17 protein-coding genes are annotated in these 22,446 nt (G+C 74.0%); 6 read left to right on the top strand and 11 right to left on the bottom strand.

Translation table 11 applies throughout. The features are described 5' to 3' along the window. Window position 1 precedes the first annotated feature (1 nt). From LEP48_RS02645 to LEP48_RS02615, 7 genes are all read right to left on the bottom strand, one after another. Window positions 2-1,318 carry an ABC transporter substrate-binding protein gene (locus LEP48_RS02645; protein ID WP_225563974.1) on the bottom strand — a complete coding sequence of 439 codons (1,317 nt, stop codon included), beginning with the start codon at window positions 1,316-1,318 and terminating at the stop codon, window positions 2-4. Window positions 1,319-1,634: 316 nt separating this feature from the next. After that, window positions 1,635-3,206: a mannitol dehydrogenase family protein gene (locus LEP48_RS18680; protein WP_225563973.1), complete on the bottom strand. Its 1,572-nt coding sequence runs from the start codon at window positions 3,204-3,206 to the stop codon at window positions 1,635-1,637. Beyond that, window positions 3,196-4,134: an ABC transporter permease gene (locus LEP48_RS02635; protein ID WP_225563972.1), complete on the bottom strand. Its 939-nt coding sequence runs from the start codon at window positions 4,132-4,134 to the stop codon at window positions 3,196-3,198. The genes LEP48_RS18680 and LEP48_RS02635 overlap by 11 nt, the downstream gene beginning before the upstream one ends. Next, window positions 4,134-5,087, bottom strand: a complete 954-nt coding sequence (locus LEP48_RS02630) for an ABC transporter permease (protein WP_225563971.1) — start codon at window positions 5,085-5,087, stop codon at window positions 4,134-4,136. The genes LEP48_RS02635 and LEP48_RS02630 overlap by 1 nt, the downstream gene beginning before the upstream one ends. Continuing rightward, the gene (locus LEP48_RS02625) at window positions 5,084-6,226 is read right to left on the bottom strand and encodes an ABC transporter ATP-binding protein (RefSeq protein ID WP_225563970.1); all 1,143 of its coding nucleotides are present in this window, start codon (window positions 6,224-6,226) and stop codon (window positions 5,084-5,086) included. The genes LEP48_RS02630 and LEP48_RS02625 overlap by 4 nt, the downstream gene beginning before the upstream one ends. Window positions 6,227-6,317: 91 nt before the next feature. Beyond that, window positions 6,318-7,559, bottom strand: a complete 1,242-nt coding sequence (locus LEP48_RS02620; RefSeq protein WP_225563969.1) for an extracellular solute-binding protein — start codon at window positions 7,557-7,559, stop codon at window positions 6,318-6,320. Window positions 7,560-7,630: 71 nt separating this feature from the next. Then, window positions 7,631-8,749, bottom strand: a complete 1,119-nt coding sequence (locus tag LEP48_RS02615) for a LacI family DNA-binding transcriptional regulator (protein ID WP_225563968.1) — start codon at window positions 8,747-8,749, stop codon at window positions 7,631-7,633. Between the two features lie 263 nt (window positions 8,750-9,012). Between LEP48_RS02615 and uxaC the strand changes: the two genes are divergently transcribed. The 4 genes from uxaC (at window position 9,013) to LEP48_RS02595 (ending at window position 15,434) form a co-directional block, all read left to right on the top strand. Continuing rightward, a complete protein-coding gene (gene uxaC / locus LEP48_RS02610; protein WP_225563966.1) occupies window positions 9,013-10,431 on the top strand; it encodes a glucuronate isomerase in 1,419 nt (472 codons plus the stop codon). Window positions 10,432-10,547: 116 nt separating this feature from the next. Then, window positions 10,548-11,675, top strand: a complete 1,128-nt coding sequence (locus LEP48_RS02605; protein ID WP_225564107.1) for a mannonate dehydratase — start codon at window positions 10,548-10,550, stop codon at window positions 11,673-11,675. A gap of 81 nt (window positions 11,676-11,756) precedes the next feature. Beyond that, complete coding sequence (locus LEP48_RS02600; protein WP_225563965.1) at window positions 11,757-13,874, top strand: alpha-glucuronidase; 2,118 nt, start codon at window positions 11,757-11,759, stop codon at window positions 13,872-13,874. A 54-nt stretch (window positions 13,875-13,928) separates the two neighbouring features. After that, window positions 13,929-15,434, top strand: a complete 1,506-nt coding sequence (locus tag LEP48_RS02595) for a serine hydrolase domain-containing protein (protein WP_225563964.1) — start codon at window positions 13,929-13,931, stop codon at window positions 15,432-15,434. A gap of 37 nt (window positions 15,435-15,471) precedes the next feature. On the opposite strand, the gene LEP48_RS02590 is transcribed toward LEP48_RS02595, so the two are convergent. From LEP48_RS02590 to LEP48_RS02580, 3 genes are read right to left on the bottom strand one after another with little or no spacing between them, the layout of a single operon-like run. After that, complete coding sequence (locus tag LEP48_RS02590) at window positions 15,472-16,308, bottom strand: ABC transporter permease (RefSeq protein WP_225563962.1); 837 nt, start codon at window positions 16,306-16,308, stop codon at window positions 15,472-15,474. Then, window positions 16,305-17,264: an ATP-binding cassette domain-containing protein gene (locus LEP48_RS02585; protein WP_225563960.1), complete on the bottom strand. Its 960-nt coding sequence runs from the start codon at window positions 17,262-17,264 to the stop codon at window positions 16,305-16,307. The genes LEP48_RS02590 and LEP48_RS02585 overlap by 4 nt, the downstream gene beginning before the upstream one ends. Next, on the bottom strand, window positions 17,261-18,706 hold the full coding sequence (locus LEP48_RS02580) for an FAD-binding oxidoreductase (protein WP_225563958.1): 1,446 nt from the start codon (window positions 18,704-18,706) through the stop codon (window positions 17,261-17,263). The genes LEP48_RS02585 and LEP48_RS02580 overlap by 4 nt, the downstream gene beginning before the upstream one ends. A gap of 196 nt (window positions 18,707-18,902) precedes the next feature. On the opposite strand from LEP48_RS02580, the gene LEP48_RS02575 reads away from it, so the two are divergent. Both LEP48_RS02575 and LEP48_RS02570 read left to right on the top strand, forming a co-directional pair. Continuing rightward, window positions 18,903-19,700 carry a sensor histidine kinase gene (locus LEP48_RS02575; RefSeq protein ID WP_225563956.1) on the top strand — a complete coding sequence of 266 codons (798 nt, stop codon included), beginning with the start codon at window positions 18,903-18,905 and terminating at the stop codon, window positions 19,698-19,700. 4 nt (window positions 19,701-19,704) lie between these two features. Further along, the gene (locus LEP48_RS02570) at window positions 19,705-20,427 is read left to right on the top strand and encodes a response regulator (protein ID WP_225564106.1); all 723 of its coding nucleotides are present in this window, start codon (window positions 19,705-19,707) and stop codon (window positions 20,425-20,427) included. Here the strand turns inward: LEP48_RS02570 and LEP48_RS02565 are convergent. Further along, a complete protein-coding gene (locus LEP48_RS02565; RefSeq protein WP_225563954.1) occupies window positions 20,357-22,441 on the bottom strand; it encodes a beta-galactosidase in 2,085 nt (694 codons plus the stop codon). The two genes, LEP48_RS02570 and LEP48_RS02565, sit on opposite strands and share 71 nt — an antisense overlap. Window positions 22,442-22,446: the final 5 nt, after the last annotated feature.

Genomic DNA, 22,446 nt, shown 5'->3' with positions numbered 1-22,446 from the left:
GTCACTCCGACCCCACGGCGTCGTCGGCGAAGGTGAACCACTGCGAGACGAAGTCGTCCACGCTCACGTTGCCGTACTGGAGCTCCTCGCTCAGCCGCTTGAACTCGGCCTCGATCTCGCCGAAGCCCTCGACCGGCACGGGGGCCGGCTCGGTGACGATGTCCGCGACCTGCTCCTCGAAGCCCACGACCTGCTCGTCGATGGAGCCGGGCTCGACGTTCATCGCGTCCCGCTGCGCGGCGACGGCGGGCACGCCCTTCGACGTGCCGAAGATCGTGCCGACCTGCGGGTCGTTGATGAGGAAGTCGACGAGCGCCGCGGCGGCCGCCGGCTGCTCGGTGCTGGCCGACGCCGAGAGCAGCATCGACGGCTTGTAGAACTGCTGCGGCCCGTTGTCGCCGGACGGCATGGGGAGCATCTGGATGTCCTGCTCCGTCTCGGCCACGTAGCCGGCGAGGAAGTTGTCCCAGCTCGCCTCGGACGCCGCCTCGCTGACGGTGAACCCGCCCAGCGGCTCGATCTGCTTGGTGCGGGCGATCGGGAAGAACGCCTCGCCGTCGCGCAGGTTCTGGCCGCTGTTCAGCCACTCGGCCATCTGCGCCTGGTCGAAGTTGAGCTGGCCGTCGGCGCTGAACGGATCGACCCCCTGCTGGATCAGCCACTGCAGGAAGAACCAGAAGGTGCCCGTGTAGTCGGCGGAACCGTAGATGGCCGGTTCGCCGCCGGCGCCCTTGGCCGAGACCTCCTCGACCCAGGCGTTGTAGTCGTCCCAGGTGTAGCCCTCGGCGGGCGGGTCGATGCCGAGGTCGGCCAGGACGTCGGCGTTGTAGAAGAGGGCCAGCGTGTTGGTGCTGGTGGGGATGCCGTACTGGGCGCCGTCGATCTGCCCGGAGGACAGCAGCGCCTCGTCGAGCCCGGCGACGTCGAGGTTGACGTCCACCTGCCCGCTGAGGTCGAGGAGCTGGCCCGTGCCGCCGTACTGGCGCAGGTAGGACAGGTCCATCTGGACGACGTCGGGCAGTGCCTTGCCCGCGGCCTCGGTGGCCCGCGCCGTCCAGTAGTCGTCCCAGGCCTGGAACTGCGTCTGCACCGTGACGTTGGGGTGGGCCTTCTCGAAGAGGTCCACCGCCTCCTCGTACTTCGCGGCACGGTCGTCGTCGCCCCACCAGGCGAGGGAGATGGTGATGTCGTCCTCGGTGCTCAGCTCTTCGGCCGACCCCGGCTCCGCGGGCTCGCCACCGTTCCCGCAGGCCGTCAGGGCCATGGCCAGGGTGACGGTGGCCGCTGCCGCGCCGGCGGCCTTGCGCGTGATCCTCATGTGAGCCTCCTTGCTCAGTGGTCGGCGCGTCGGTGCCCTCTTCAGCACCGCCCGTGGGCCGCCGACTTGAAACGATACAATACTCGGACGGCAAGCGTTGTCCAGACCCCCGGGTCACGATCTGGCAACGGCCATGCCCGGACAGCGGACTTTCCGACGGCGCCCACGACGCGACGATGTGAGCGCTCACACTCGCCGCGGGCGACCGGTCGGGCGGAGCGACACGACCGGCCGCCGGCAGGCCGGCACCGGTCGTGGCACGACGACGGCCGGGAGGCCCGAGCCCCCCCCCGGCCGCACGACCGCGCCCGCGGCGTCAGACCGCGGTCGGCACCGCCGCGAGCGCCTCGACCTCCGCGACGACGGCGGCCACCAGCCCGGCGTCGCCCGCGACGTCCGGCGGCAGCAGCCCGGGCAGCCCGACGAGCGCCCGGGCCACGTCGGCGGCGCCGGCGGCCGCGGCGTCACCGCCGCCCGCGTCCAGGACCACGTGCCTCAGCTCCGCGGCCCGCGGGTCGTCGACCTCGCGCCCGGCGGCCGCCTCCCGGCGCACCACCTCGCTCCACGCGGCGAGCGCGAACGCGGCCTGACGCGGCACCACGCCCGCGGCCAGCCGGTCCGCGATCGTGCCGCCCCAGCGGATCGGGATCTTCTGGGTCCCGTCCATCGACACCTGCACGGTGGTGTGCCCGGTGGCGGGGTTGGCGAACCGCTCCAGCAGCGAGGTGGCGTAGGCCCCCAGGTCCGCGCCCTGCGGCGCCTCGAGCGTCGGCAGGGCGTCGTCGAGCATGAACGCGCGCGCCCGGCGGGCCAGCACCGGGTCGGTGACGGCCTCGGCGAGCGTCGTGTGCCCCGCGAGCCGCCCGGCGTACGCGAGCAGCGAGTGCGTGCCGTTGAGCAGCCGCAGCTTCGCCCGCTCCCACGGGGCGACGTCGGTCGTGAAGGTGGCGCCCGCAAGCTCCCACGCCGGCCGGGGCCCGGCGAAATCGTCCTCGATCACCCACTGCCGGAACGGCTCGCCGACGACGAGCCCCTCGTCGCGCGCACCGAGCTCCCGGGCCACCTGGTCCCGCTGGTCGGGCGTGGTGGCCGGGACGATGCGGTCGACCATCGAGCAGGGGAAGGTGACCTCCGCCGCCAGCCAGGCCCGCAGGTCGTCGCCGGCCTCGCCCGGCAGCGCGGCGTCGACGGCCTCGGACACCAGGCGCTGCAGCACCCGGCCGTTGTCGACCATGTTGTCGCACGTCAGGACGGTGACCGGCCGTGCCTGGCCCGCGGCGGCGGAGGCCCGCTGCCTGGCCGCGAGCCCGCGGACGAGCAGGCCGACGGCGCTCTCCCCCGGCCGAGCATGCGCCGGCTCGCCGCCGAGCAGGTGGTGGGTGTCGGCCCCGGGGCCGGGATCGCCGTCGACGTCGACGTCGACCACGTGCTCGGCACGGAGCGCGGCGAGGTCCCCGGACACCCGCGCGACGTCGAGCCGACCGTCCGCGTCCCGGGCGTACCCCTTCTCCGTCACGGTGAGGGTCACGACGTGCGTCGTCGGCGCCGCGAGGGCGGCCAGCACGCGCGGCGTCTCCTCGGCCGGCCACGCGACGTCGACGACGGACCCGACCAGGTCGAGAGTCGTGCCGTCCGTGCCCGCCGTGAGCACCGAGTAGACGCCGCCCTGCGGGCGCAGCTGGTCCCGCACGGACGCGGACCGCTGCGTGACGCCGAGGATCCCCCACCGCAGGTCACCCGTCTCGCGAGCGGCCAGCTCGGTGAAGACCGCCTGGTGGGCACGGTGGAACGCGCCGATCCCGAGGTGGACGATGCCCACCTGGTCCGGCGCCACGGGGGCGACGAGGCCGGAGGGAACGGCGGAGCGGTGGAGCCTGTCAGTCGTCACGAGCGTCCTTTACCTGGGCGACCAGCTGGGTCGGGTTCACGAATCGGAGGGCGACGACCAGCATCGCGAGCATGGTCGTCGTGTAGATCACCGCCATGGCGGAGATCAGCTGCCTGGCCTCGCCGCCGCCGGCCGACGTCATCGCACGGTAGATCGCGACGACGAGCGTGTCGGACTGCGGCCCGGAGACCAGGAACGTCAGCTCGAACATCCCGACGGTCCGCACGAGCACGAGGATCGCCGCGGCCAGGATGCCCGGCACCAGCAGCGGGGCCAGCACCCGGGTGAACACCTGGCGGATCCCGGCGCCGCACATGCGCGCCGCCGACTCGATGGCGGGGTTGATCTGCTCGATGAACGGCGTCATCGTCAGGATCACGAACGGCACCGACGGCACGAGGTTCACCAGGATCACCGCGATCACGGACCGGCCGAGCCCGAACGCGTACATCACCGTCGCGAGCGGGATGCCGAACGTGATCGGCGGCATGAGGATCGGCAGCAGGAACAGCACGTTCACGAGCCGCTTGCCAGGGAAGCTGCGCCGGGCCAGCAGGTACGCGGCCGGAACCCCGATCAGCACGGACAGCACCACGACGGTCACCGCCACGCCGACGGTCACGCCGACCACGTGCGTCAGGTCGAACCGGTCCCAGGCCCCGGAGTACCAGTCGGTGGTCCACTCCGGCGGCAGCCAGGTGCGGAACCATCCGCGGCCGAACGAGTCGACCACCACCGCCACGAGGATGCCCAGGAGCAGCACGAGGAAGGCCGCCATACCGGCCCAGACGAACCAGGTGGACGGGGACGCCGCGAGCGACCTCTCGCCCGGTGCCCGGGCCGGGCGGGGTCGCGGGGCGCGACCGCCCGAGCCGGAGCCCTCGGTGGTCGCCACCGTGCCGCGGTCGACGTCGTCGTCGAGTGCCATCAGCCCTTGCCTCCCGTCGATCCCTTGTAGAGCAGAGCGCGCCAGGCGAGCACGAGCGCGACGACGGCGAGCTCGACCACGCCCATCATCAGCGCGATCGTGGACGCCATCGGGTAGTCGTTCTGCTCGCCGAACGCCCGGAACGCCATCAGCGACATCACGCGGGTCGAGCCCATCGCGTCACCGACGAGGCGCGCGGAGGGGAACACGGAGAACGCGAGCACGAACGTGAGGATGAACGTCGTCGCGAGGCCCGGGGCCAGCAGCGGCATCGTGATGCGCCGGAACCGCTGCCACCAGCCGGCGCCCAGCGTCCGGGCCGCCGACTCCAGCGACGGGTCGATGCCCGACAGGTACGACGACACCAGCAGGAACGCGAACGGGAAGCCCGTGATGATCAGCGAGAGCATCACGCCGACGTAGTTGTTCACGAGCTGCAGCGGCTCGTCGACCAGCCCGGCCGCCATGAGGAAGCGGTTGAGCCAGCCCTGCCGCCCGGCGAAGATCAGCAGGCCCTGCGCCGTGAGCACGGTGCCGAGCGTGATCGGGAGCACCAGGACGGACGTCATGAGCCGCTTGCCCCGGAACCTGCGCCGCAGCACCAGGGCCACCGGGATGGACGCGATCACGTTGAACAGCGCGGCGGGCAGCGCCAGCCGCATCGTGATCCACACCGAGTCGAAGACGAACGGGTCGCGGAAGAACGCCACGTAGTTCGCCAGCACGCCGCCGCCCCAGCGCTCCTGCGCGGCCAGGCTCGGCTGGAACGTGAGACCGATCCCGTAGGAGAACGGGTAGACGAACAGCGCCAGCGCGAACACCAGGGCCGGCACCATGAGCCACAGCGACGAGTCGACGCCGCGCTCCGCGAGCCGGTGGCGCAGGCTGGCCGTGCTGCGTGGCGCCCTTCGGTCCGGCGTCCTGTGCCCGGAGGCGGTGGGCGCGGTGCTCATGCCGCCACCGCCTCCGCCCGGTCGGGCTCGGCCGACCGCTCCGTCAGGTCGGCGGGGAACACCAGGATCCGCTCCGCCGGTGCGGTGAGCGCGAGCTCCGCGCCGACCTGCGGGGCCACCGGGGTCCGCACGTGCAGCAGGGTGCCGTCCGGCGCCTGCACGACGACCGCGAACTCGCGCCCGTGGTACTCGACCACGAGCACGGTGCCGCGCAGCACGTTGCCGTCGCGCGGCTCCTCGCCGGGGGCGAGGACCACGAGGTCGTCCGGCCGCACCGCGACGCGCACGTCCCGGGCCGTCGAGCCCGCCGGGTCCACCTGGCGGCCGGACAGCGCGAGCGATCCCACCGAGACCTGCACGCGGTCGCCGGCACCCTGCGGCGCGACGACCACGCCGGGCAGGATGTTGCGGTAGCCCATGAAGTCCGCCACGTGCCAGTTGCGCGGGTGGTCGTACAGCTCGTCGGGGGTGCCCACCTGCTGCACCCGGCCCTCGCGCAGCACGACCAGGCGGTCCGCCAGGGACAGCGCCTCCTCCTGGTCGTGCGTCACGTAGATCGTCGTCAGGCCCAGGGACTGGTGCAGCCGGCGGATCTCCGTGCGCATGTCGAGCCGGAGCTTGGCGTCCAGGTTCGACAGCGGCTCGTCCATGAGCACGAGCGACGGCTCCAGCACGACGGCGCGCGCGATGGCGACACGCTGCTGCTGGCCGCCCGAGAGCTGACCAGGCAGCTTGCGCGCGTGCTCGCCCAGCTTGACCAGGTCGATCGCCTCGTCGACGCGCCGCCGGATCTCCTGCTTGCCCAGGCCCCGCATCTGCAGTCCGAACGCCACGTTCTTCTCGACCGAGAGGTGCGGGAACAGCGCGTAGCTCTGGAACACCATGCCGAAGCCGCGCTTCTCGCTCGGGACGGTGTCCACCCGCGTACCGTCGAGCAGGATCTGCCCGTGCGTCAGCGGCAGCAGGCCCGCCAGGCAGTTCAGGGCGGTGGACTTGCCGCAGCCCGACGGCCCGAGCAGGGCGATGAACTCGCCCGCCCGGACCGTCAGGTCCAGCCCGACCAGCGCCTCGTGACCGCCGAAGGTGCGTCCGACCCCGCGCAGCTCGAGCGACTCGAACGTGCCGGCAGTGATCGCCATCGTGACCTCTTCTCCTCGTCTGGGTGGTCGTGCTGCCCGCCGGCCCGCGCCCTGCTCCACGACCTCGTGGGCGGCGCGGGCCGGGCTCCGGTCACTCCTCGGTGTACTTGCCCGCGCCGATCTCGCGGTCCCAGATGTCGAACGCCTTGACCATCTCGGCAGGAGCGAGCGGGGTCGCCTTCTCCTCGGACTCGATGAGGTCGTCGAACCAGTCGCGGCCGAACTCCTCGATGACCTGCTGCGACTCCGCGGGCGCGAGGTCGAGCGTGGCGCCCTCGACGGCCGGGCCGGGGTAGAAGTAGCCGTGGTCGTACGCCTTGGCGTTCTGCTCCGGCGTCAGGATGTCCTGCAGCAGCAGCACGATGGCCGAGATCTTGTCCGCCGACTGCCCCTTCGGGATGGCCGCGTAGTGCGCGTCCGTCACCCAGGTGAAGTCGTCGAACGCCGCCGCCTCGACCGTGTCGGGCAGCCGGCCGTCGCTGCGCGGCTCGATCTCCCAGCCGGTCGTCGTCGGGATCATGCTCCAGGTGCCGTCGCCCATGTTGGTGATCACCTGGCCGGTGCCCGTCGGGTAGTTGTCGACGTACTGGCCCAGCTCCTTGAGGTACGCCCATGTCTTGTCCCAGCCGTTCTCCGGGTCCTGCGGGTCGGAGTCGCCCAGGATGTACGGCAGGCCCATGAGGAACGTGCGCCCCGGGCCGGAGTTGGCCGGCCGCGCGTACCCGAACTTGCCCGGGTTCGCCTCGGCCCAGTCGAGCAGCTCCTGCGGGTCGGACGGCACGTCCTTGACCACGCCCGGGTCGTACTGCAGCAGCGGGCCGGACGGGTAGTACGTGACGACGACGCCGAAGCCCTCGGCGAGCTCCTGCATCTTCGCGGCCGGCTCCAGGTAGTTCTCCTGGTTGGTCAGCCGGTCGCCGTGGTCGTCGACGACCGGCACCCACAGGTCCTGGCCGATCCCTGCGGACAGGCCGTCGTTGCCGGTGAGGACGAGGTCGACCGAGAGGTTCCCCGAGTCCACCTGCGGCTTGACGATGCCGGTGACGTCGGGCGCACCGCCGGTCTCCCACGTGACGGACGAGATGACGTCCGGGTGCGCCTCGACGAACGCGTCGACCATCGGCTCGGTGAGCTTCTGGTTTCCGGCGACGTCGAGGATGTGCAGCTCGACGGGCTCCGACGGCGTGTCCGGGACGTCGCCCGCCTCGGCGGCGGGCTCGTCCGACTCCGTCGCCGGCGGCGCGCAGGCCGCGGCCACGAGGCCGAGCGCGGTGGCGCCCACGACGACGGCGGCGAGCCGGGGGCGACGGTTCCTGGTGCGGGTGGTGCGCATGAGCGTTCCTTCCTTCCCCCGGGCGACGGTGCCCGGGAACCAGCGCGTCGACGACGACGCGGAGGTGCTCGTCAGGTGGTGCTGGAGGCGTTGCTGGTGGCCGTCCCCGGGAGCGGGGAACGGCGGAACGGTTCGCCGGGCACGCCCGTCGAACCACGGATGACGATCTCGACGCCGAGCCGGTGACGGGCCGCCGCGGCGGCCCTCGACGGCGCCTGACCGGCTCCCCCCGGCTCGGGTGACGACTGTTCGGGCGATGCCAGCTCGGGCGACTCGGACCCGCGGGCCTCGATCGCGGCCACGAGCAGGTCGACGGCACGCCGTCCGAGCCCGGCGCGGGGCACGTGGACCGTGGTCAGGGCCGGTGACACGAGCGTCGCGACCGCGACGTCGTCGAACCCCACGACCGACATGTCGTCCGGGACGCGCACCCCGCGGCCGCGCAGCCGGTCCAGGATGCCGAGGGCCATGAGGTCGTTGAACGCGACCACGGCGGTGACCTCCGCGGCCACGGCGTGGTCGGCGGCCGCGAAGCCGCCGGAGAAGTACGGGGGGAACGAGCCGAGCTCGACGAGGGTGACGCCGTCGAGCTGCTCCGCGGCACGGCGCAGCCCGGCGACCCGGCGCAGGCCGGACCAGGAGTTGCCCGGGCCTGCGGCCACGCCCACGCGCCGGTGCCCCAGCGCGTGCAGGTGCCCCAGCACCTGCGTCATGCCGTCCGCGTCGTCGACGGCGACCGAGGGCACGCCGTCCGCGTCGCGGCTGACGAGCACGGTCGGGGCGCCGTGGACCATGCCGCGCAGGGTCTCGTCGTCGGTCCGCGGCGAGGCGAGGATGATGCCGTCGACGCGGCGGGCGAACTCCGCGACGAGCGTGGGCTCGGTGGCAGGGTCCTCCTCGGAGTCGGTGACGAACAGGGCGTAGCCGGCCGCCCGGGCCCGGGCCTGCACGCCCTTGGTCACCGACGCGAAGTAGGGGTTCTCGAGGTCCGGCACCACGAGCCCGATGGCGTTGGTGCGGCCCATGCGCAGCCCGCGGGCCGTGGGGTCCGGCTGGTAGCCGAGGCGGGCGGCCGCCTCGGCGACGCGCTGCTGGGTCGCGGCGGAGACGTTGCCGGCCCGGGCCAGCGCCCGGGAGACGGTCGAGACCGACACCCCGGCGAGCTGCGCCACGTCACGAGCGTTCGCCATGCCACCTCCCGGTCCGATCGTCGTTGATGACGACAGTGTGCAAACGATTCCGGTGCGCCGTCAAGGGCCCGGGCCGGACGAGTTCTCCGTGCGTTTCCCGTGGTGGGGCCCCGGAGTGCGCCGCCCACCCGTGACAGCTGAAGGAAACCCTTGCGCCGGGACAGCGCTTCACGGCAGGATGGCTGCAATCGATTCCAAGCGTGCGGGCACCGTCCCTGCCCGCGGGGCGACGTCGTCGTCGCCCGTGCCGACGAGGAGACGACGTGACCGAACCCTGGACCCTGCACCCCGACCGCGCGCTGCCCGCCGACCCGGCGGCCCGCGACGTCGCCCGCGAGATCTACACCGCGGTGCGCGACCTGCCCATCGTCTCGATGCACGGTCACGTCCCCGTCGAGTGGTTCCGCGACGACCCGTCGTTCGGCGACCCGGCCCAGCTCTTCGTCGTGCCCGACCACTACCTCACCCGCATGCTCGTCTCCCAGGGGGAGACCCTGCCGCGCCTCGGCGTCGGCTCCACGCCGGACGAGGCCGTCGAGACCGACCCGCGCGAGATCTGGCGCCGGTTCTGCGCAGGCTGGAAGCACTTCCGCGGCACGCCCACGCGCTACTGGCTCGAGCACGCGCTGGTGGAGAACCTCGGCGTCACGCAGCGGCCGTCGGCCCAGACCGCCGACGCCCTGTACGACGAGGTCGCCGCCCGCATCGCCGACCCCGCCTTCCGCCCGCGCGCGCTGCTGGACACGTTCGACATCGAGGTCATCGCCACGACCGACCCGGCGTGGGCCGCGCTCGACGCCCACGCCGAGCTGGCCGCCGCCGGCCTCGGCGACCGCATCCTGCCCACGTTCCGTCCCGACCCCCTGCTGCACGTGGACCTGCCCACCTGGTCCGACGACGTCGCACGGCTCGGCGCGGCGGCCGGCGTCGACGTCACCTCCTACGACCGCTACCTCGAGGCGCTGCGCACGCAGCGCGACCGGTTCGTCGCGGCGGGCGCCCGGGCCACCGACCACGGCCACCTGGCCGCCGACACCACCCCGCTCGACGACGTCGAGGCGCGGCGCGTCTTCGACGCCGCGCTGGCGGGCACCGTGACGGCCGCGGAGGCGCAGGCGTTCAGCGGGCACATGCTGTTCCAGATGGCGGCGATGTCGGCCGAGGACGGCCTGGTCATGCAGCTCCACCCCGGCGTGCTGCGCAACCACGCGAGCGACCCGTTCGCCGCCTTCGGCCCCGACAAGGGCTACGACATCCCCGTGGTCACCGAGTTCACCCGGTCGCTGCGGCCGGTGCTGGACGCGTTCGGGCACCACCCGGGGTTCCGCATGATCGCGTTCACCGTCGACGAGGACGTCTACTCGCGAGAGCTCGCGCCGCTGGCCGGTGTCTACCCGGCGCTGCGCCTCGGCGCGCCGTGGTGGTTCCTCGACGCCCCCGACGCCATGCGGCGGTTCCGCGAGGCCGCGACGGAGACCGCGGGCTTCTCCAACATGAGCGGCTTCGTCGACGACACCCGCGCCTTCTGCTCCATCCCGGCGCGGCACGACCTGTCCCGGCGCGTGGACGCGGGCTATCTCGCCCGCCTCGTCCTCGAGCACCGCCTGGACCTCGACGAGGCCACCGACACGGCGGTCGACCTCGCCTACCGCCTCCCCCAGGCGGCCTACGCCCGCCCCTGACCCGACCCTCCCACCGCCGTGAGCGGTCGTTCGGCCCCCTCACGCGGCATCCGGTGGGCCAGACGCCCGCTCACAACGCGGCACGACGAGCAGAGCACGAGGAACACGACGTGAAGATGGGCTTCCGCTGGTACGGCGAGGGCAACGACACGGTCTCGCTCGACCAGATCCGCCAGATCCCCGGTGTCGACACCGTGGTGTGGTCGCTGCACCACAAGGCGGCGGGCGAGGCCTGGGATCAGGCGGAGATCGACGAGCAGGTCGCGCGGATCACCGGGCTGTCCGACGACGCGCGCGCCCGCGGCGTCACCCGCCGGCTCGACGCCGAGGTGGTGGAGTCGGTCAACGTGCACGAGTCGATCAAGCTCGGCCGCACGGTGCTGGGCCGCAGCCGCGACGAGGCGATCGAGAACTACCGCACCACCATCCGCCGGCTGGGGCGCGCCGGGGTCAAGGTCGTCTGCTACAACTTCATGCCCGTCTTCGACTGGCTGCGCACCGACCTGTGGCACCCGCTGCCCGACGGCTCCACCGCGCTGTTCTACGAGCAGGCCGTGGTGGAACGGATGACGCCGGAGAGCCTCATCGCCGAGATGGAGGCCGGGGCCGGCGGCCTCACGCTGCCGGGCTGGGAGCCCGAGCGGCTCGCGAGCTTCGCCGAGCTGCGCGCCGCCTACGAGGGCGTCACCCACGAGGACATGTACGCCGCCTACCGCTACTTCCTCGAGGCCGTGATCCCCGTCTGCGAGGAGCACGACGTCAAGCTGGGGGTGCACCCCGACGACCCGCCGTTCGACATCTTCGGCTGGCCGCGCGTCGTGTCGACGAAGGCCGACCTCGCGCGGGTGCTCGACCTGCACCCGAGCCCGTACCACGGGCTCACCCTGTGCCTCGGCAGCTTCTCCGCGAACCCCGGGCACGACGCCGTCGACGCGGTGCGCACGTTCATGGACCGCATCCACTTCACCCACGTGCGCAACATCAAGCACTTCGGCAACGGCGACTTCACCGAGGTCGGGCACCGGGCGTGCGAGGGCGACGTCGACACGACCGGCATCATGCGCGCGTACGCCGAGGCGGGGTACACCGGCTACGTGCGGCCCGACCACGGCCGCCACCTGTGGGACGAGAACACCACGAACCGGCCACGGCCCGGATACGGTCTGTACGACCGGGCGCTGGGTGCCCAGTACCTGCTGGGCGCGTGGGACGCGTTCCGGTACGCCGGGCCGCCCGGGGCCTGAGCCCTCGGGCCGCCCACCCGCACGCACGCACGCACGCACGCACGTCCACGATCCACCGCACGCACGCCGAAGGGGCCGTCCGTGACCGTCGAAAACGTTGTCGACCACCCGCCGCACGCCGCCTGGCTACCCGACGCCGCGTTCACCGCGGTGGGACGCCGTCGCGTCGCGGTCCTCGCTCCGGACGTGTCAGGACCAGGCGCACGGATACCTGCACCTGGGCCTGACAGGTCGCGCGAGGTGCTCGCGACGCTGCACCACGAGGTGGCCGCGGCGACCGCCGCGCACGGCGGCGCCGTCGTCGGGCAGGACGAGGCCCCCGACCTGCTGCTCACCCTGCTGCCCGGCCCCGCTCACCCCGGTCCCCCTCACCCCGGCTCCGCCCCTACCCCGCCCCCATCCCCAGCCCCGGCCCGTTCGGGGTTCCGCGTGGTGCGCGACGACGGCCGCGTCACGGTCTCGGCCACGGGACCGACGGCGCTGCTGCACGGGTTCTTCCACGTCGTGCGCCAGGGTGAGGACGCGTTCACCGGGCCCGACACGGACGAGACCCACGCCCCCGCCCAGGCGCTGCGCGTGCTGGACCACTGGGACAACGTCGACGTGCACGCCGTCATGGGCCAGGTGGAGCGCGGCTACGCCGGCGGCTCGATCTTCTACGACGACGGCCGCGTGCGCGACGACCTGTCCCGGGTCACGGCGTACGCCCGCCTGCTGGCGGCGGTCGGCATCGACCGCGTGTGCATCAACAACGTCAACGTGCACGCCCGCGAGGCGCGCCTGCTCACCGACGACCTGGCCGAGGTCGCCCGCATCGCCGCCGCGCTGCGCCCCTACGGCGTCCGCACCCATCTCGCGGTGAGCTTCGCCGCGCCGATGACGCTCGGCGGACTGCCGACGTCGGACCCGCTGGACGACGACGTGCGCGCCTGGTGGCGCGCCGCCGCGGACCGCGTGTGGGCGACGATCGGCGACTTCGGCGGGTTCGTGGTCAAGGCGGACTCCGAGGGCCAGCCCGGCCCGTTCGCCTACGGGTGTGACCACGCCGACGGCGCGAACCTGCTCGCCGCCGCCGTGGCGCCGCACGGGGGCGTCGTGCACTGGCGGGCGTTCGTCTACGACCACACGCAGGACTGGCGCGACCGGTCCACCGACCGCGCCCGCGCGGCGTACGACCACTTCGCCCCGCTGGACGGCAGGTTCGCCGACAACGTGGTGGTGCAGGTCAAGCACGGCCCGCTGGACTTCCAGACGCGCGAGGCGGTCTCTCCCGTCCTGGCCGCCATGCCGCGCACGCGCCTCGCCCTGGAGCTCCAGGTCACCCAGGAGTACACCGGCCAGCAGCGGCACGCCTGCTACCTCGGGCCGTGGTGGAGCGAGAACCTCGCCTTCCGGCCGTGGGGCGACGACGGCGCGCGGGTCGCGGACGTCGTCGCCGGCCGCGGGCCCGGCCCGGGCGGCGGGATCGCCGCCGTCTCGAACGTCGGCGACGACCGGTTCTGGACCGGGCACCCCCTGGCGCAGGCGAACCTGTACGCGTTCGGGCGCCTCGCCTGGGACCCGGCGCTCGACGCCGCGGACGTCCTCGACGAGTGGGTCTCGCTCACGTTCCCCGGCGACGACGGCACGGTGGACGTGCGCGTGCGCGAGGTGCTGCACGCCGTGCTGGACGACTCGTGGCACACCTACGAGTCGTACACCGCGCCCCTCGGCGTGGGCTTCATGGTGCGGCCGGGCCACCACTACGGGCCCGACGTCGACGGCTACGAGTACACCCCCTGGGGGACGTACCACTTCGCCGACCGCGACGGCATCGGCGTCGACCGCACCCGGGCCACCGGGACCGGGTTCACGGGCCAGTACCCGGCGCCGTGGCGCGACGTCTACGAGTCCCTCGAGACCTGCCCCGACGAGCTGCTGCTGTTCTTCCACCACGTGCCCTGGACGCACGTGCTCCACTCCGGGGTCACGGTCGCCCAGCACGTCTACGACACCCACTTCGCGGGGGTGGAGCGCGTGCGCGAGACGGTCGCAGCCTGGGAGTCCCTGGCCGGTCTCGTGCCCGGCGACGTCGACACGCGGGTGCGCGAGCGCCTCGCCGAGCAGCTGCGCTCGGCGACCGAGTGGCGCGACCAGCTCAACACGTACGTGTGGCGCAAGTCCGGGGTGGCCGACGCCCACGGCCGCACGATCTACTGACTCCCGGCACCACGCACCAGGCACCAGGCACCAACCCGAAGGAGCACGGCCCGCATGACCTCCACGACACCGTCGTCGCCCGGCCTCGGCACGGCCTCGCGCCCCGGGGCGGGTGCGCACGTCGGCGCGCGCATCGCCGAGCTCGGCGTCGACCCGGCCGCCGTGGAGGACCTGCTCGACGCGCTGGAGCAGCCCGGCCTGGACCCCCACGCCCTGGTGGTCGCGCGGCACGGCGTCCCGGTGCTGCGTGGCACCTGGGCCCCGTACCGGGCGGACGTGCCGGGGCTCGTCTACTCGGTGTCGAAGACGTTCACGTCGATCGCGATCGGCCACCTGGTGGCCGAGGGACGCCTGACGGTCGACGACCTCGCCGGCCAGATCCTGGGCCTGCCCGACCCCACGGGGATCACGGTGCGGCACCTGCTCACCATGAACAGCGGGCACACCACGGAGCAGGTCGCGGCGGCCGGGTTCGACTCGGCCTCGCTGCTGGCGGCCGTGCCCGAGCACGCGCCCGGCACCCACTTCGTCTACAGCTCGCCGGCGTCGATGGTGCTGTCGTCGGTGGTCACGGCCCTCACCGGGCAGCCGCTCACCGCGTACCTGCGGCCGCGGGTGCTCGACCCGCTGGGGATCGAGAGCCCGTGGTGGGTGCCGCACGTGGACGGCGGGCTCGCCATCGAGCAGGGCTTCTCCGGGCTGCACCTCACGGTCGACGACGTCGCGCGCCTGGCGACGGCGATGGTCGACGGCGGCCGGTACGACGGCGCGCAGGTGATCCCGGCCGCGTGGGTCGACGCGATGCAGCGGGGGTGGTCCGACAACGCCGACCGGTCCGCCGACGGTGGCACCGACCACGACTGGGCGCAGGGCTACGGCTACCAGGTGTGGCGCAGCAGGCGCGGGTTCCGGGCGGACGGCGCGTACGGGCAGTTCGGGCTCGCGGTGCCCGACCAGGGCCTGGCCGTCGGGTACCTCGGCGCGACCCGCACCACGGACCGCGTGCTCGACGCGTTCTGGCGCTTCGCCGAACGGCTCTCCGACGGCCCCGTGGCCGCCGGTGACCACGCCGTCGCGCGCCTGGGTCGCCGGCTGGCCGCCCTCGACACCTGGACCCCCGACGGCGCGCGCACGGGTCCCGACCCGGAGACGACGCCGCCACAGGTGATCAGCCCCGTGCCGTGGACGCTGCTGGAGGCTGGCGACGCGGCGGGCGACGCGGCGGGCGACGCGGCGGGCACCCCCGGCACCTGGCGGGTCGACGTCGGCGGGCACGTCCTGGACGCGACGCACGACGCCTGGCGCACGCACGTCGTGCCGTGGCCGCACGGGGCAGCGGACGGCTACGCGGTCGACGACCCGACCCTGGTGCTGTCCGTGCGGGCGCGGACCGGCGACGACGGGCGGGCGGAGATCCACGCCGTCGTGCCCACGTCGCCGCACCGCCTGGTCGCGCGCGGGCTGCCCGGCGAGCGGCTGGACCTCGCCTGGCTGACGACGCCCCTGTGGCGGCCGAGCCTGACGACCCTCGCCGTCCCGCGCACCTTCCCGGTGGGCTAAGGCCCGCACGTCTCCGCCCGTCGGCGCCGGGGCTGGCTCAGACCAGGCGGCGGAAGGCGGTCACCGCGGCGGTGCCGAACACCGCCAGGAAGACGCCGCTCCACAGGAGCGTCGCCGTCGCGGGCCCGGCCACGGGCCCGCCGGTCAACAGCCCCTGGCTGGCCTCGATCGCCCGGCCGACCGGGTTCACCTCGGCCCACGACTGCAGCCAGGAGGGCATGGTCTCGACCGGCGCGGTCATCCCTGTGCCGAAGACCAGCGGGAACGGCAGCAGGAACCCCACCGTCGTCACCATGACCTCGTTGCGCAGGACGACGGCGATGAGCACGGTCAGCCAGCTCAGCGAGAAGCCGAGGCCGACCGCGAGGGCGCAGGCCGCCAGCGCGGAGGCCAGGTCGGTCTCGACACGGAATCCCATGGCGTACCCGACGCCGAACAGCACGACCAGGGCGATGAGGTAGCGCACGGCGTCCGCGAGCACGGAACCGAGCAGGATCGCGGCCCGGGGCACGGGCAGGCTGCGCAGCCGGTCGAAGACTCCCTTGTGCATGTCCTGCACGATGCTCAGGCCCGTCGCGATCTGCCCGGTGAGCACCGTCGTGAGCACGAGGATGCCGGGGAACAGGTACTGCAGGTACTCCTGCGTCGAGCCCGCGACGGCACCCCCGAAGAGGTAGACGAACAGGACGAGGAACACGACGGGCAGGATCACCGCGTCCGACAGCTCGCCGGGGTTGCGCAGGGTCTTGCGCAGTGCGCGGTGCGCCAGCGCCAGGCTGTGCCGCGCCAACGGCCAGCGGCGTGACGACGGACCGGGGGGCTCACGGCGGTGCCCACGGGTCTCGGTCGGGGTCGAGCGCAGCGTGTCGGTCATGATGCCTCCCTCGTGACGGCGTCGCCGGCAGGCCTGCCGGTGAGCGTGAAGAACACCTCGTCGAGGCTGGGCAGCCGCAGCGCCACCTCGGCGACGGCCACCTCCGCGTGCTCGAGCCCGCGCACGACGTCGGCGAACTCGCGCTGGCCCGCCACCGGCGCGGTGACGGTCCCGCCGTGCGGCCGCTCGGCCGGCCGGCCGGTGACCCGCCCGACGACCTCGGCCGCGGCGACCGCCTGACCCGGGTCGCTGGGCCGCACGACGACGGTCTGCCCGCCGGCCTGCTGCTTCAGCCCGGCGGGGGTGTCGTGGGCGATGACGCGGCCGTGGTCGATCACGGTGATCGCGTCGGCGAGCGCGTCCGCCTCCTCGAGGTACTGCGTGGTGAGCAGCACGGTGGTGCCGTCGTCGGCCAGCGAGCGGATCGTCTGCCACAGCTCCGACCTCTTGCCGGGGTCGAGGCCGGTGGTGGGCTCGTCGAGGAAGAGGACGCGCGGCGTGCCGACCAGGCTCGCCGCGAGGTCCAGCCGGCGGCGCATCCCGCCGGAGTACGTCGACGCACGGCGCCCCGCGGCCTCGGTGAGGCCGAACCGCTCCAGCAGGTCGCCGGCGCGGCGCCGCGCCTCGGGGGTGGGCAGGTCGAGCAGCCGGCCGAAGAGCACGAGGTTCTCGGTGCCGGTGAGGTCCTCGTCGACGGTGGCGGACTGGCCGGCGAGGCCGATGCGCCGCCGCACGTCGACCGCCCGCCGGGTGACGTCCAGCCCGTCCACGACGACCCGCCCGGCGTCCGGCCGCAGCAGCGTCGTCAGGATGCGGATCGCCGTCGTCTTGCCGGCGCCGTTGGGTCCGAGGACGCCGAGCACGGAACCCCGCGCGGCGTGCAGGTCGACGCCGTCGAGCGCCGTCGTCGACCCGAACCGCTTGACCAGGCCCTCGGCCTCGAACGCCGCGGTCATCGGTGAGCCCCGTCCGGGAGGCCCGGCGCCGCCGAGGCGGCACCGGCCGTCGAGGCCGCGTCCCGCTCACCGGGTGCGACGTTGAGGTTGCGGTCGAACAGGTTGTGCGGGTCGTAGGCGCGCTTGACCGCCCGCAGCCGGTCGAGCGTCGCCGGCGGGTAGGCGGCGCGCAGGTCGGCGCCGGTCGCCGACCCCTGGAAGTTCGCGTAGACGCCGGTGCCGTGCGCCGCGACGCGCCGCCACCCCGCGAGCGCGGCGTCGGCCTCGGCGTCGCTCGCGTCGGCCGCGACCAGGGCGCCGCCCACGACCAGCACCTCGGCGTCGCGGTGCGCGAACGCCGTCGCGTCAGCCGGCACGCGCGAGAACGCGCCCCCGAGGGCGCGCACGGACACGGCGGCCGGGGCGGTCGCGTCGGCGGACGCCGCGACCAGGTCGTCGACGACGGCGTCCGTCAGCCCCGGCACCAGCACGTTGCGTGCGACGACGCGCACGCCCGGCGGGTGGCCGCCGTCCGCGAGCACGTCGGCGTACGGGACCGTCGCGACGGTGCTCCCGGTCAGCGTGCCCAGCCCGAGCAGCGGCGCGATCGAACGGTCCGCCGCGGCGGGGTCGTCGTGCGCGGCGCAGACGAGGACGGTCACCGCGGCGGGGCGGCCCGCCATCGCCGGCGCGAGCACCAGCGTGCTGCTGAGCTCGTCGTCGGCGTCCCGCATGACGTCGCGCCAGCCCCGGACCAGCCCGGCCACGTCGTCGGGCGCGTACGAGAGCGACCCGAAGCGCACGTCCGTGACTCGCTGGGCCACGAGGTCGAGGCTCACGACGACGCCGAAGTTCCCGCCCCCGCCGCGCAGCGCCCAGAACAGCCCGGCGTGCCGGTCGGCGTTCGCCACGACCGTCCGGCCGTCGGCGGTCACCACACGGGCCCCCACCAGGGAGTCGACCGTGAGCCCGTGGCGGCGCACCATCCAGCCGACGCCGCCACCGAGCGTGAGACCGCCGACCCCGACGCTCGCCGTGTCCCCCGCCGTGATCCCGAGGCCGTGCGGCGCGAGCGCCGCAGCCACCCGTCCCCAGGTGGCGCCCGCCCCGACGCGGACCACCCGGTGCCGCGACGGCGTCCTGTCAACGACCTCGACCGAGTCCAGGTGCCGCAGGTCGAGCATCATGCCGCCGTCGGCGCCGTGCCCCAGCAGGCCGTGCCCGCCGGACCGGACCGACAGCGCCGCCCCCGCGCGGGCCGCGGCGCGCACCGCGCCGGCGACCTCGCCCTCGTCGCGGGGCCGGACCACGACGTCCGGCGTGCCCGCGGGGAAGAGGGTGCCGCTCGCCTCGGCGAAGCCCTCGTCGCCGGGCACGAACGTCTCGCCCAGGCCGGTGACGTCGATCCCGGCGCCGGCGACCGGGCCGGCGACGCGCTGTCGCTCGCTCCTCGTGATGCTCACGGTGTGCTCCTCGGTTCGCGTGGTCGTGATGCCTCGATCCTTCGCGGCGCGGGGCCCGGCGTCGTCGTCCCGGCGACGACACCTGCGGCTACCGGCCGAGGCGGGCCGACGGGCGCCCGGTACCCCGCCGGGAGCAGGCCCGGGGTACTCCCGACGGCGGATGCGCCACCGGCAGGCGGCGCCCTACGCTGGCTCGATGCGGACCGAACGGGGATGGCGGCGGTTCTTCGCCGCGGGATGGCTCGTCTCCCTCGGCATCACCGCCGTGGCCTACGTCCAGTGGCGGGCCTATGTGCGGGAGGTGGAGCAGCGTGCCGAGGACGCCGAGCGCACCCGTGACGAGGTGGCGCGCCGGCGCGCCGTCGAGGAGCGGCTGCACATCGCCCGCGAGCTGCACGACTCGCTGACCCACAGCATCTCCGTGATCAAGGTGCAGGCCGGGGTCGCCGCGCACCTCGCGCGCAAGCAGGGCCAGGAGCCGCCGCCGGCGCTGCTCGCCATCCAGGAGGCGAGCACCGACGCCGTCCGCGAGCTGCGCTCCACCCTCGACGTGCTGCGCCGCGACGGGGAGGCGAACGGCAACGGCCTCGCGCGGCTCGCGGCACTGGTCGAGCGGGCCGAGGTCGCGGGGGTGCCGACGTCCGTCACGACCACCGGCGTCCGCCGGACCCTGCCCACGGACGTGGACGAGGCCGCCTACCGCGTGGTGCAGGAGGCCCTGACCAACGTCGGCCGGCACGCGGGCGGCGCCGCCCGCGCCACGGTGCGGGTGCGGTACGCGCCGGACTCGCTCACCGTGCAGGTCGACGACGACGGTGGGGGTGCAACCCTGGACGGCACCGACGGCGGGCCGGCGTCAGGGCACGGGCTGACCGGGATGCGGGAGCGCGTCACCGCCCTCGGCGGGCGGCTGCACGCAGGGGCCCGGCCCGGCGGCGGGTTCTCCGTGCGCGCCGAGCTGCCACTGGCCGGGCCGTCGTCCGGCGGTGCCTGATCCCGTGATCCGGGTGTTGCTGGTGGACGACCAGGCACTGATCCGCTCCGGGATCCGCGCGCTGCTCGATGCCGAGGACGACGTCGAGGTCGTGGCCGAGGGCGCGACCGGCCGCGAGGGCGTCGCGCTCGCCCGCGGGCTGCGGCCGGACGTCGTGCTCATGGACGTGCAGATGCCGGACCTGGACGGTATCGGCGCGACGCGGCAGATCTGCGCGGACGACGACCTGGCCGAGGTGCGCGTCGTCGTCCTGACCAACTACGGGCTGGACGAGTACGTGTTCGACGCCCTGCGCGCCGGCGCGAGCGGGTTCGTGGTCAAGGACACCGAGCCCGCCGACCTGCTGCAGGCCGTGCGCGTCGCAGTGCAGGGCGACGCGCTGCTCTCGCCCGCGATCACCCGCCGCCTCATCAGCGAGTTCGTCTCCCGGCCGCCGGACACGCTCGCCGGCGCGGGCGGGGACCTGCTCACGCCGCGCGAGCGCGAGGTCGTCGCCCTGGTGGCGCACGGCCTGTCCAACGACGAGATCGCCGGCCGGATGGTGCTGAGCCCGCTGACGGCGAAGACGCACGTCAGCCGCGCGATGACCAAGCTGGGTGTCCGCGACCGCGCCCAGCTCGTGGTGTTCGCCTACGAGTCGGGCATCGTCTCCCCGCTCACAACGCTCGGTGCTCGCGCAGGACGACGACGTCGGCGGGTTCCAGGTGCAGCGGCTCGCCCGCGGTGACGGCGCGGCCGGTGAGCAGGTCCGTGCCCGAGGCGTGCGCGACGACGTCCACCGGCTCGGTGCCGTGGTGCAGCACGAACGCGAACCGCCCGTTCGCGTTCTCCCGGACGGCGAGCTCGACATCGGGCACGTCGGCGTACGGGCCCACGAGCCCGTGTCGCTCGAGCACGCGGCCCACCACCCAGGCGGTGCCCGCGTCGTCGAGCCCGGTCGCGACGTACCAGGCCTCCCCCGGGTCGCCCTCGCCCCCGCCGGCACGATGCCGGGTGACCGCCGGGGTGCCGGCGTAGAACTCCGCGCCGTACGTGCCGACGACGTCCGCGCCCTGCGGCACGACGACCTCGAAGACCAGGCCCGCCTGCGAGACGACGCCGTCCGGGCCTCCCGCAGGGCCGAGCGGATCCCCGAGCGTCACCGGGTTGGTGACACCGGGCTCGGCGGAGTCGGTCTCCTCCACGCGGATGCCGAACAGCGGGCCCAGGGGCCCGGGGGCGTCCATGAGGAACGCGTTGGCGTCCTCGTCCGCGCGGCCGGACCAGAACGACGCGAGCACCGACGCCCCGCGCGCCACGACGCCCTCGAGGCGGGCGGCCACGTCCCCGCGCAGCACGTGCAGCATCGGCGCGAGCACGACGTCGTACCCGGCGAGGTCCGCCGTCTGCGGCACCACGTCCACCTGCGCGCCCGCCTGCCACGTGGCGCGGTAGTACGCCAGCACGGTGTCGACATACCGCGCGTGCCGGTTGAAGCCGTCGGTCATCTCCGCGGCCCACCAGGAGTCCCAGTCGAACAGCAGCGCGACGCGGGCGGGCGTGCGGGCGCCGAGCACGGCGTCACCCAGCGCGTCGAGCTCCGCCCCGAGCGCGGCGACCTCACGGAAGGCACGGGTGTCGGTGCGCCCGGCATGGTCGAGGACGGCCCCGTGGTACTTCTCGCACGCGCCCTTCGACTGGCGCATCTGGAAGTACAGGACGGCGTCCGCGCCGTGCGCCACGGCCTGCCACGACCACAGCCGCAGCACTCCCGGCCGCTTGACCGGGTTGACGTCGCGTGACGCGGTGATGGTGGGCGTCTGCTCCATCACCCAGAACGGCGCGCCACCCTTGAGCCCGCGCATGACGTCGTGGGCCAGCGCCATGCGGGCGTGCTCGCGCTGCCCGGGCGGGTAGTTGTCCCAGGAGGCGAAGTCGAGGTCGTCGGCCCAGCGGTGGTAGTCGATCGGCCGGAACATGCCCATGAAGTTGGTGGTCACCGGCGTGGTCGCGTCGTGCTCGCGGATCCGCTCCTTCTCGTCGCGGAAGTTCGCCAGCATCGCGTCCGACATGAACCGGCGGTAGTCGAGCGTGATGCCCTGGAACGCCGTGTGGTCCGGGCCGCGCCAGTGCTCGCTGAGCAGGTTGGGGGGCACCACCTGCTCCCAGTCGGAGAAGGTGTGGGACCAGAACGTGGCGTTCCACGCGTCGTTGAGCCGCTCCAACGTGCCGTAGCGCTCCCGCAGCCAGTCCCGGAACCCGGCGGCGCACAGGTCGCACCAGCAGCCGCCGTCGAACCCGCCGTACTCGTTGCCGACGTGCCAGGCGACGAGCCCGGGCGTGCCCGCGTACCGCCCGGCGAGCCGACCGGCGAGCTCCGCCGAGAGCCGGCGGTAGACCGGCGAGCTCGGGCACGCGTTGTGCCGCTGGCCGTACACGTGCCGGCGCCCGGAGAAGTCCGTGCGCTCCACCTCCGGATGGCGGTGGGCGAGCCACGGCGGCAGGGCGCCGGTCGACGTCGCGAGAACCACGTCGCGCCCGCCAGCCACGGCCCGCTCGACGACGGCGTCCAGGAGGGCGAAGTCGTAGGTGTCCTCGGCGGGCTGCAGGGTCGCCCAGGAGAAGACGTTGAGCGTGACGGTGTCGATCGACGCGAGGTCGAAGGCCGCGTAGTCGGCCTCCCAGACCTCGCGGGGCCACTGCTCGGGGTTGTAGTCACCGCCGTAGCGGACCTTCGGTCCGGCGGGCAGAAGGGCGCTCATGCGGG

It is taken from the genome of Isoptericola luteus (assembly GCF_020297055.1).
Taxonomy (GTDB): Bacteria; Actinomycetota; Actinomycetes; order Actinomycetales; family Cellulomonadaceae; genus Isoptericola; species Isoptericola luteus.
Note: the sequence above shows the minus strand (reverse complement) of the source record. Positions and strands in the feature narration are given on the sequence as shown.

Coding starts and splice junctions, on each gene's coding strand:
- LEP48_RS02625 (WP_225563970.1), bottom strand. CDS start 6,226: ATGGCGATCACTGCCGGCACGTTCGAGTCGCTCGAGCTGCGCGGGGTC.
- LEP48_RS02565 (WP_225563954.1), bottom strand. CDS start 22,441: ATGAGCGCCCTTCTGCCCGCCGGACCGAAGGTCCGCTACGGCGGTGAC.
- LEP48_RS02620 (WP_225563969.1), bottom strand. CDS start 7,559: ATGCGCACCACCCGCACCAGGAACCGTCGCCCCCGGCTCGCCGCCGTC.
- LEP48_RS02630 (WP_225563971.1), bottom strand. CDS start 5,087: ATGAGCACCGCGCCCACCGCCTCCGGGCACAGGACGCCGGACCGAAGG.
- LEP48_RS02635 (WP_225563972.1), bottom strand. CDS start 4,134: ATGGCACTCGACGACGACGTCGACCGCGGCACGGTGGCGACCACCGAG.
- LEP48_RS02615 (WP_225563968.1), bottom strand. CDS start 8,749: ATGGCGAACGCTCGTGACGTGGCGCAGCTCGCCGGGGTGTCGGTCTCG.
- LEP48_RS02605 (WP_225564107.1), top strand. CDS start 10,548: ATGGGCTTCCGCTGGTACGGCGAGGGCAACGACACGGTCTCGCTCGAC.
- LEP48_RS02585 (WP_225563960.1), bottom strand. CDS start 17,264: ATGACCGCGGCGTTCGAGGCCGAGGGCCTGGTCAAGCGGTTCGGGTCG.
- LEP48_RS02590 (WP_225563962.1), bottom strand. CDS start 16,308: ATGACCGACACGCTGCGCTCGACCCCGACCGAGACCCGTGGGCACCGC.
- LEP48_RS02595 (WP_225563964.1), top strand. CDS start 13,929: ATGACCTCCACGACACCGTCGTCGCCCGGCCTCGGCACGGCCTCGCGC.
- LEP48_RS02645 (WP_225563974.1), bottom strand. CDS start 1,318: ATGAGGATCACGCGCAAGGCCGCCGGCGCGGCAGCGGCCACCGTCACC.
- LEP48_RS02575 (WP_225563956.1), top strand. CDS start 18,903: ATGCGGACCGAACGGGGATGGCGGCGGTTCTTCGCCGCGGGATGGCTC.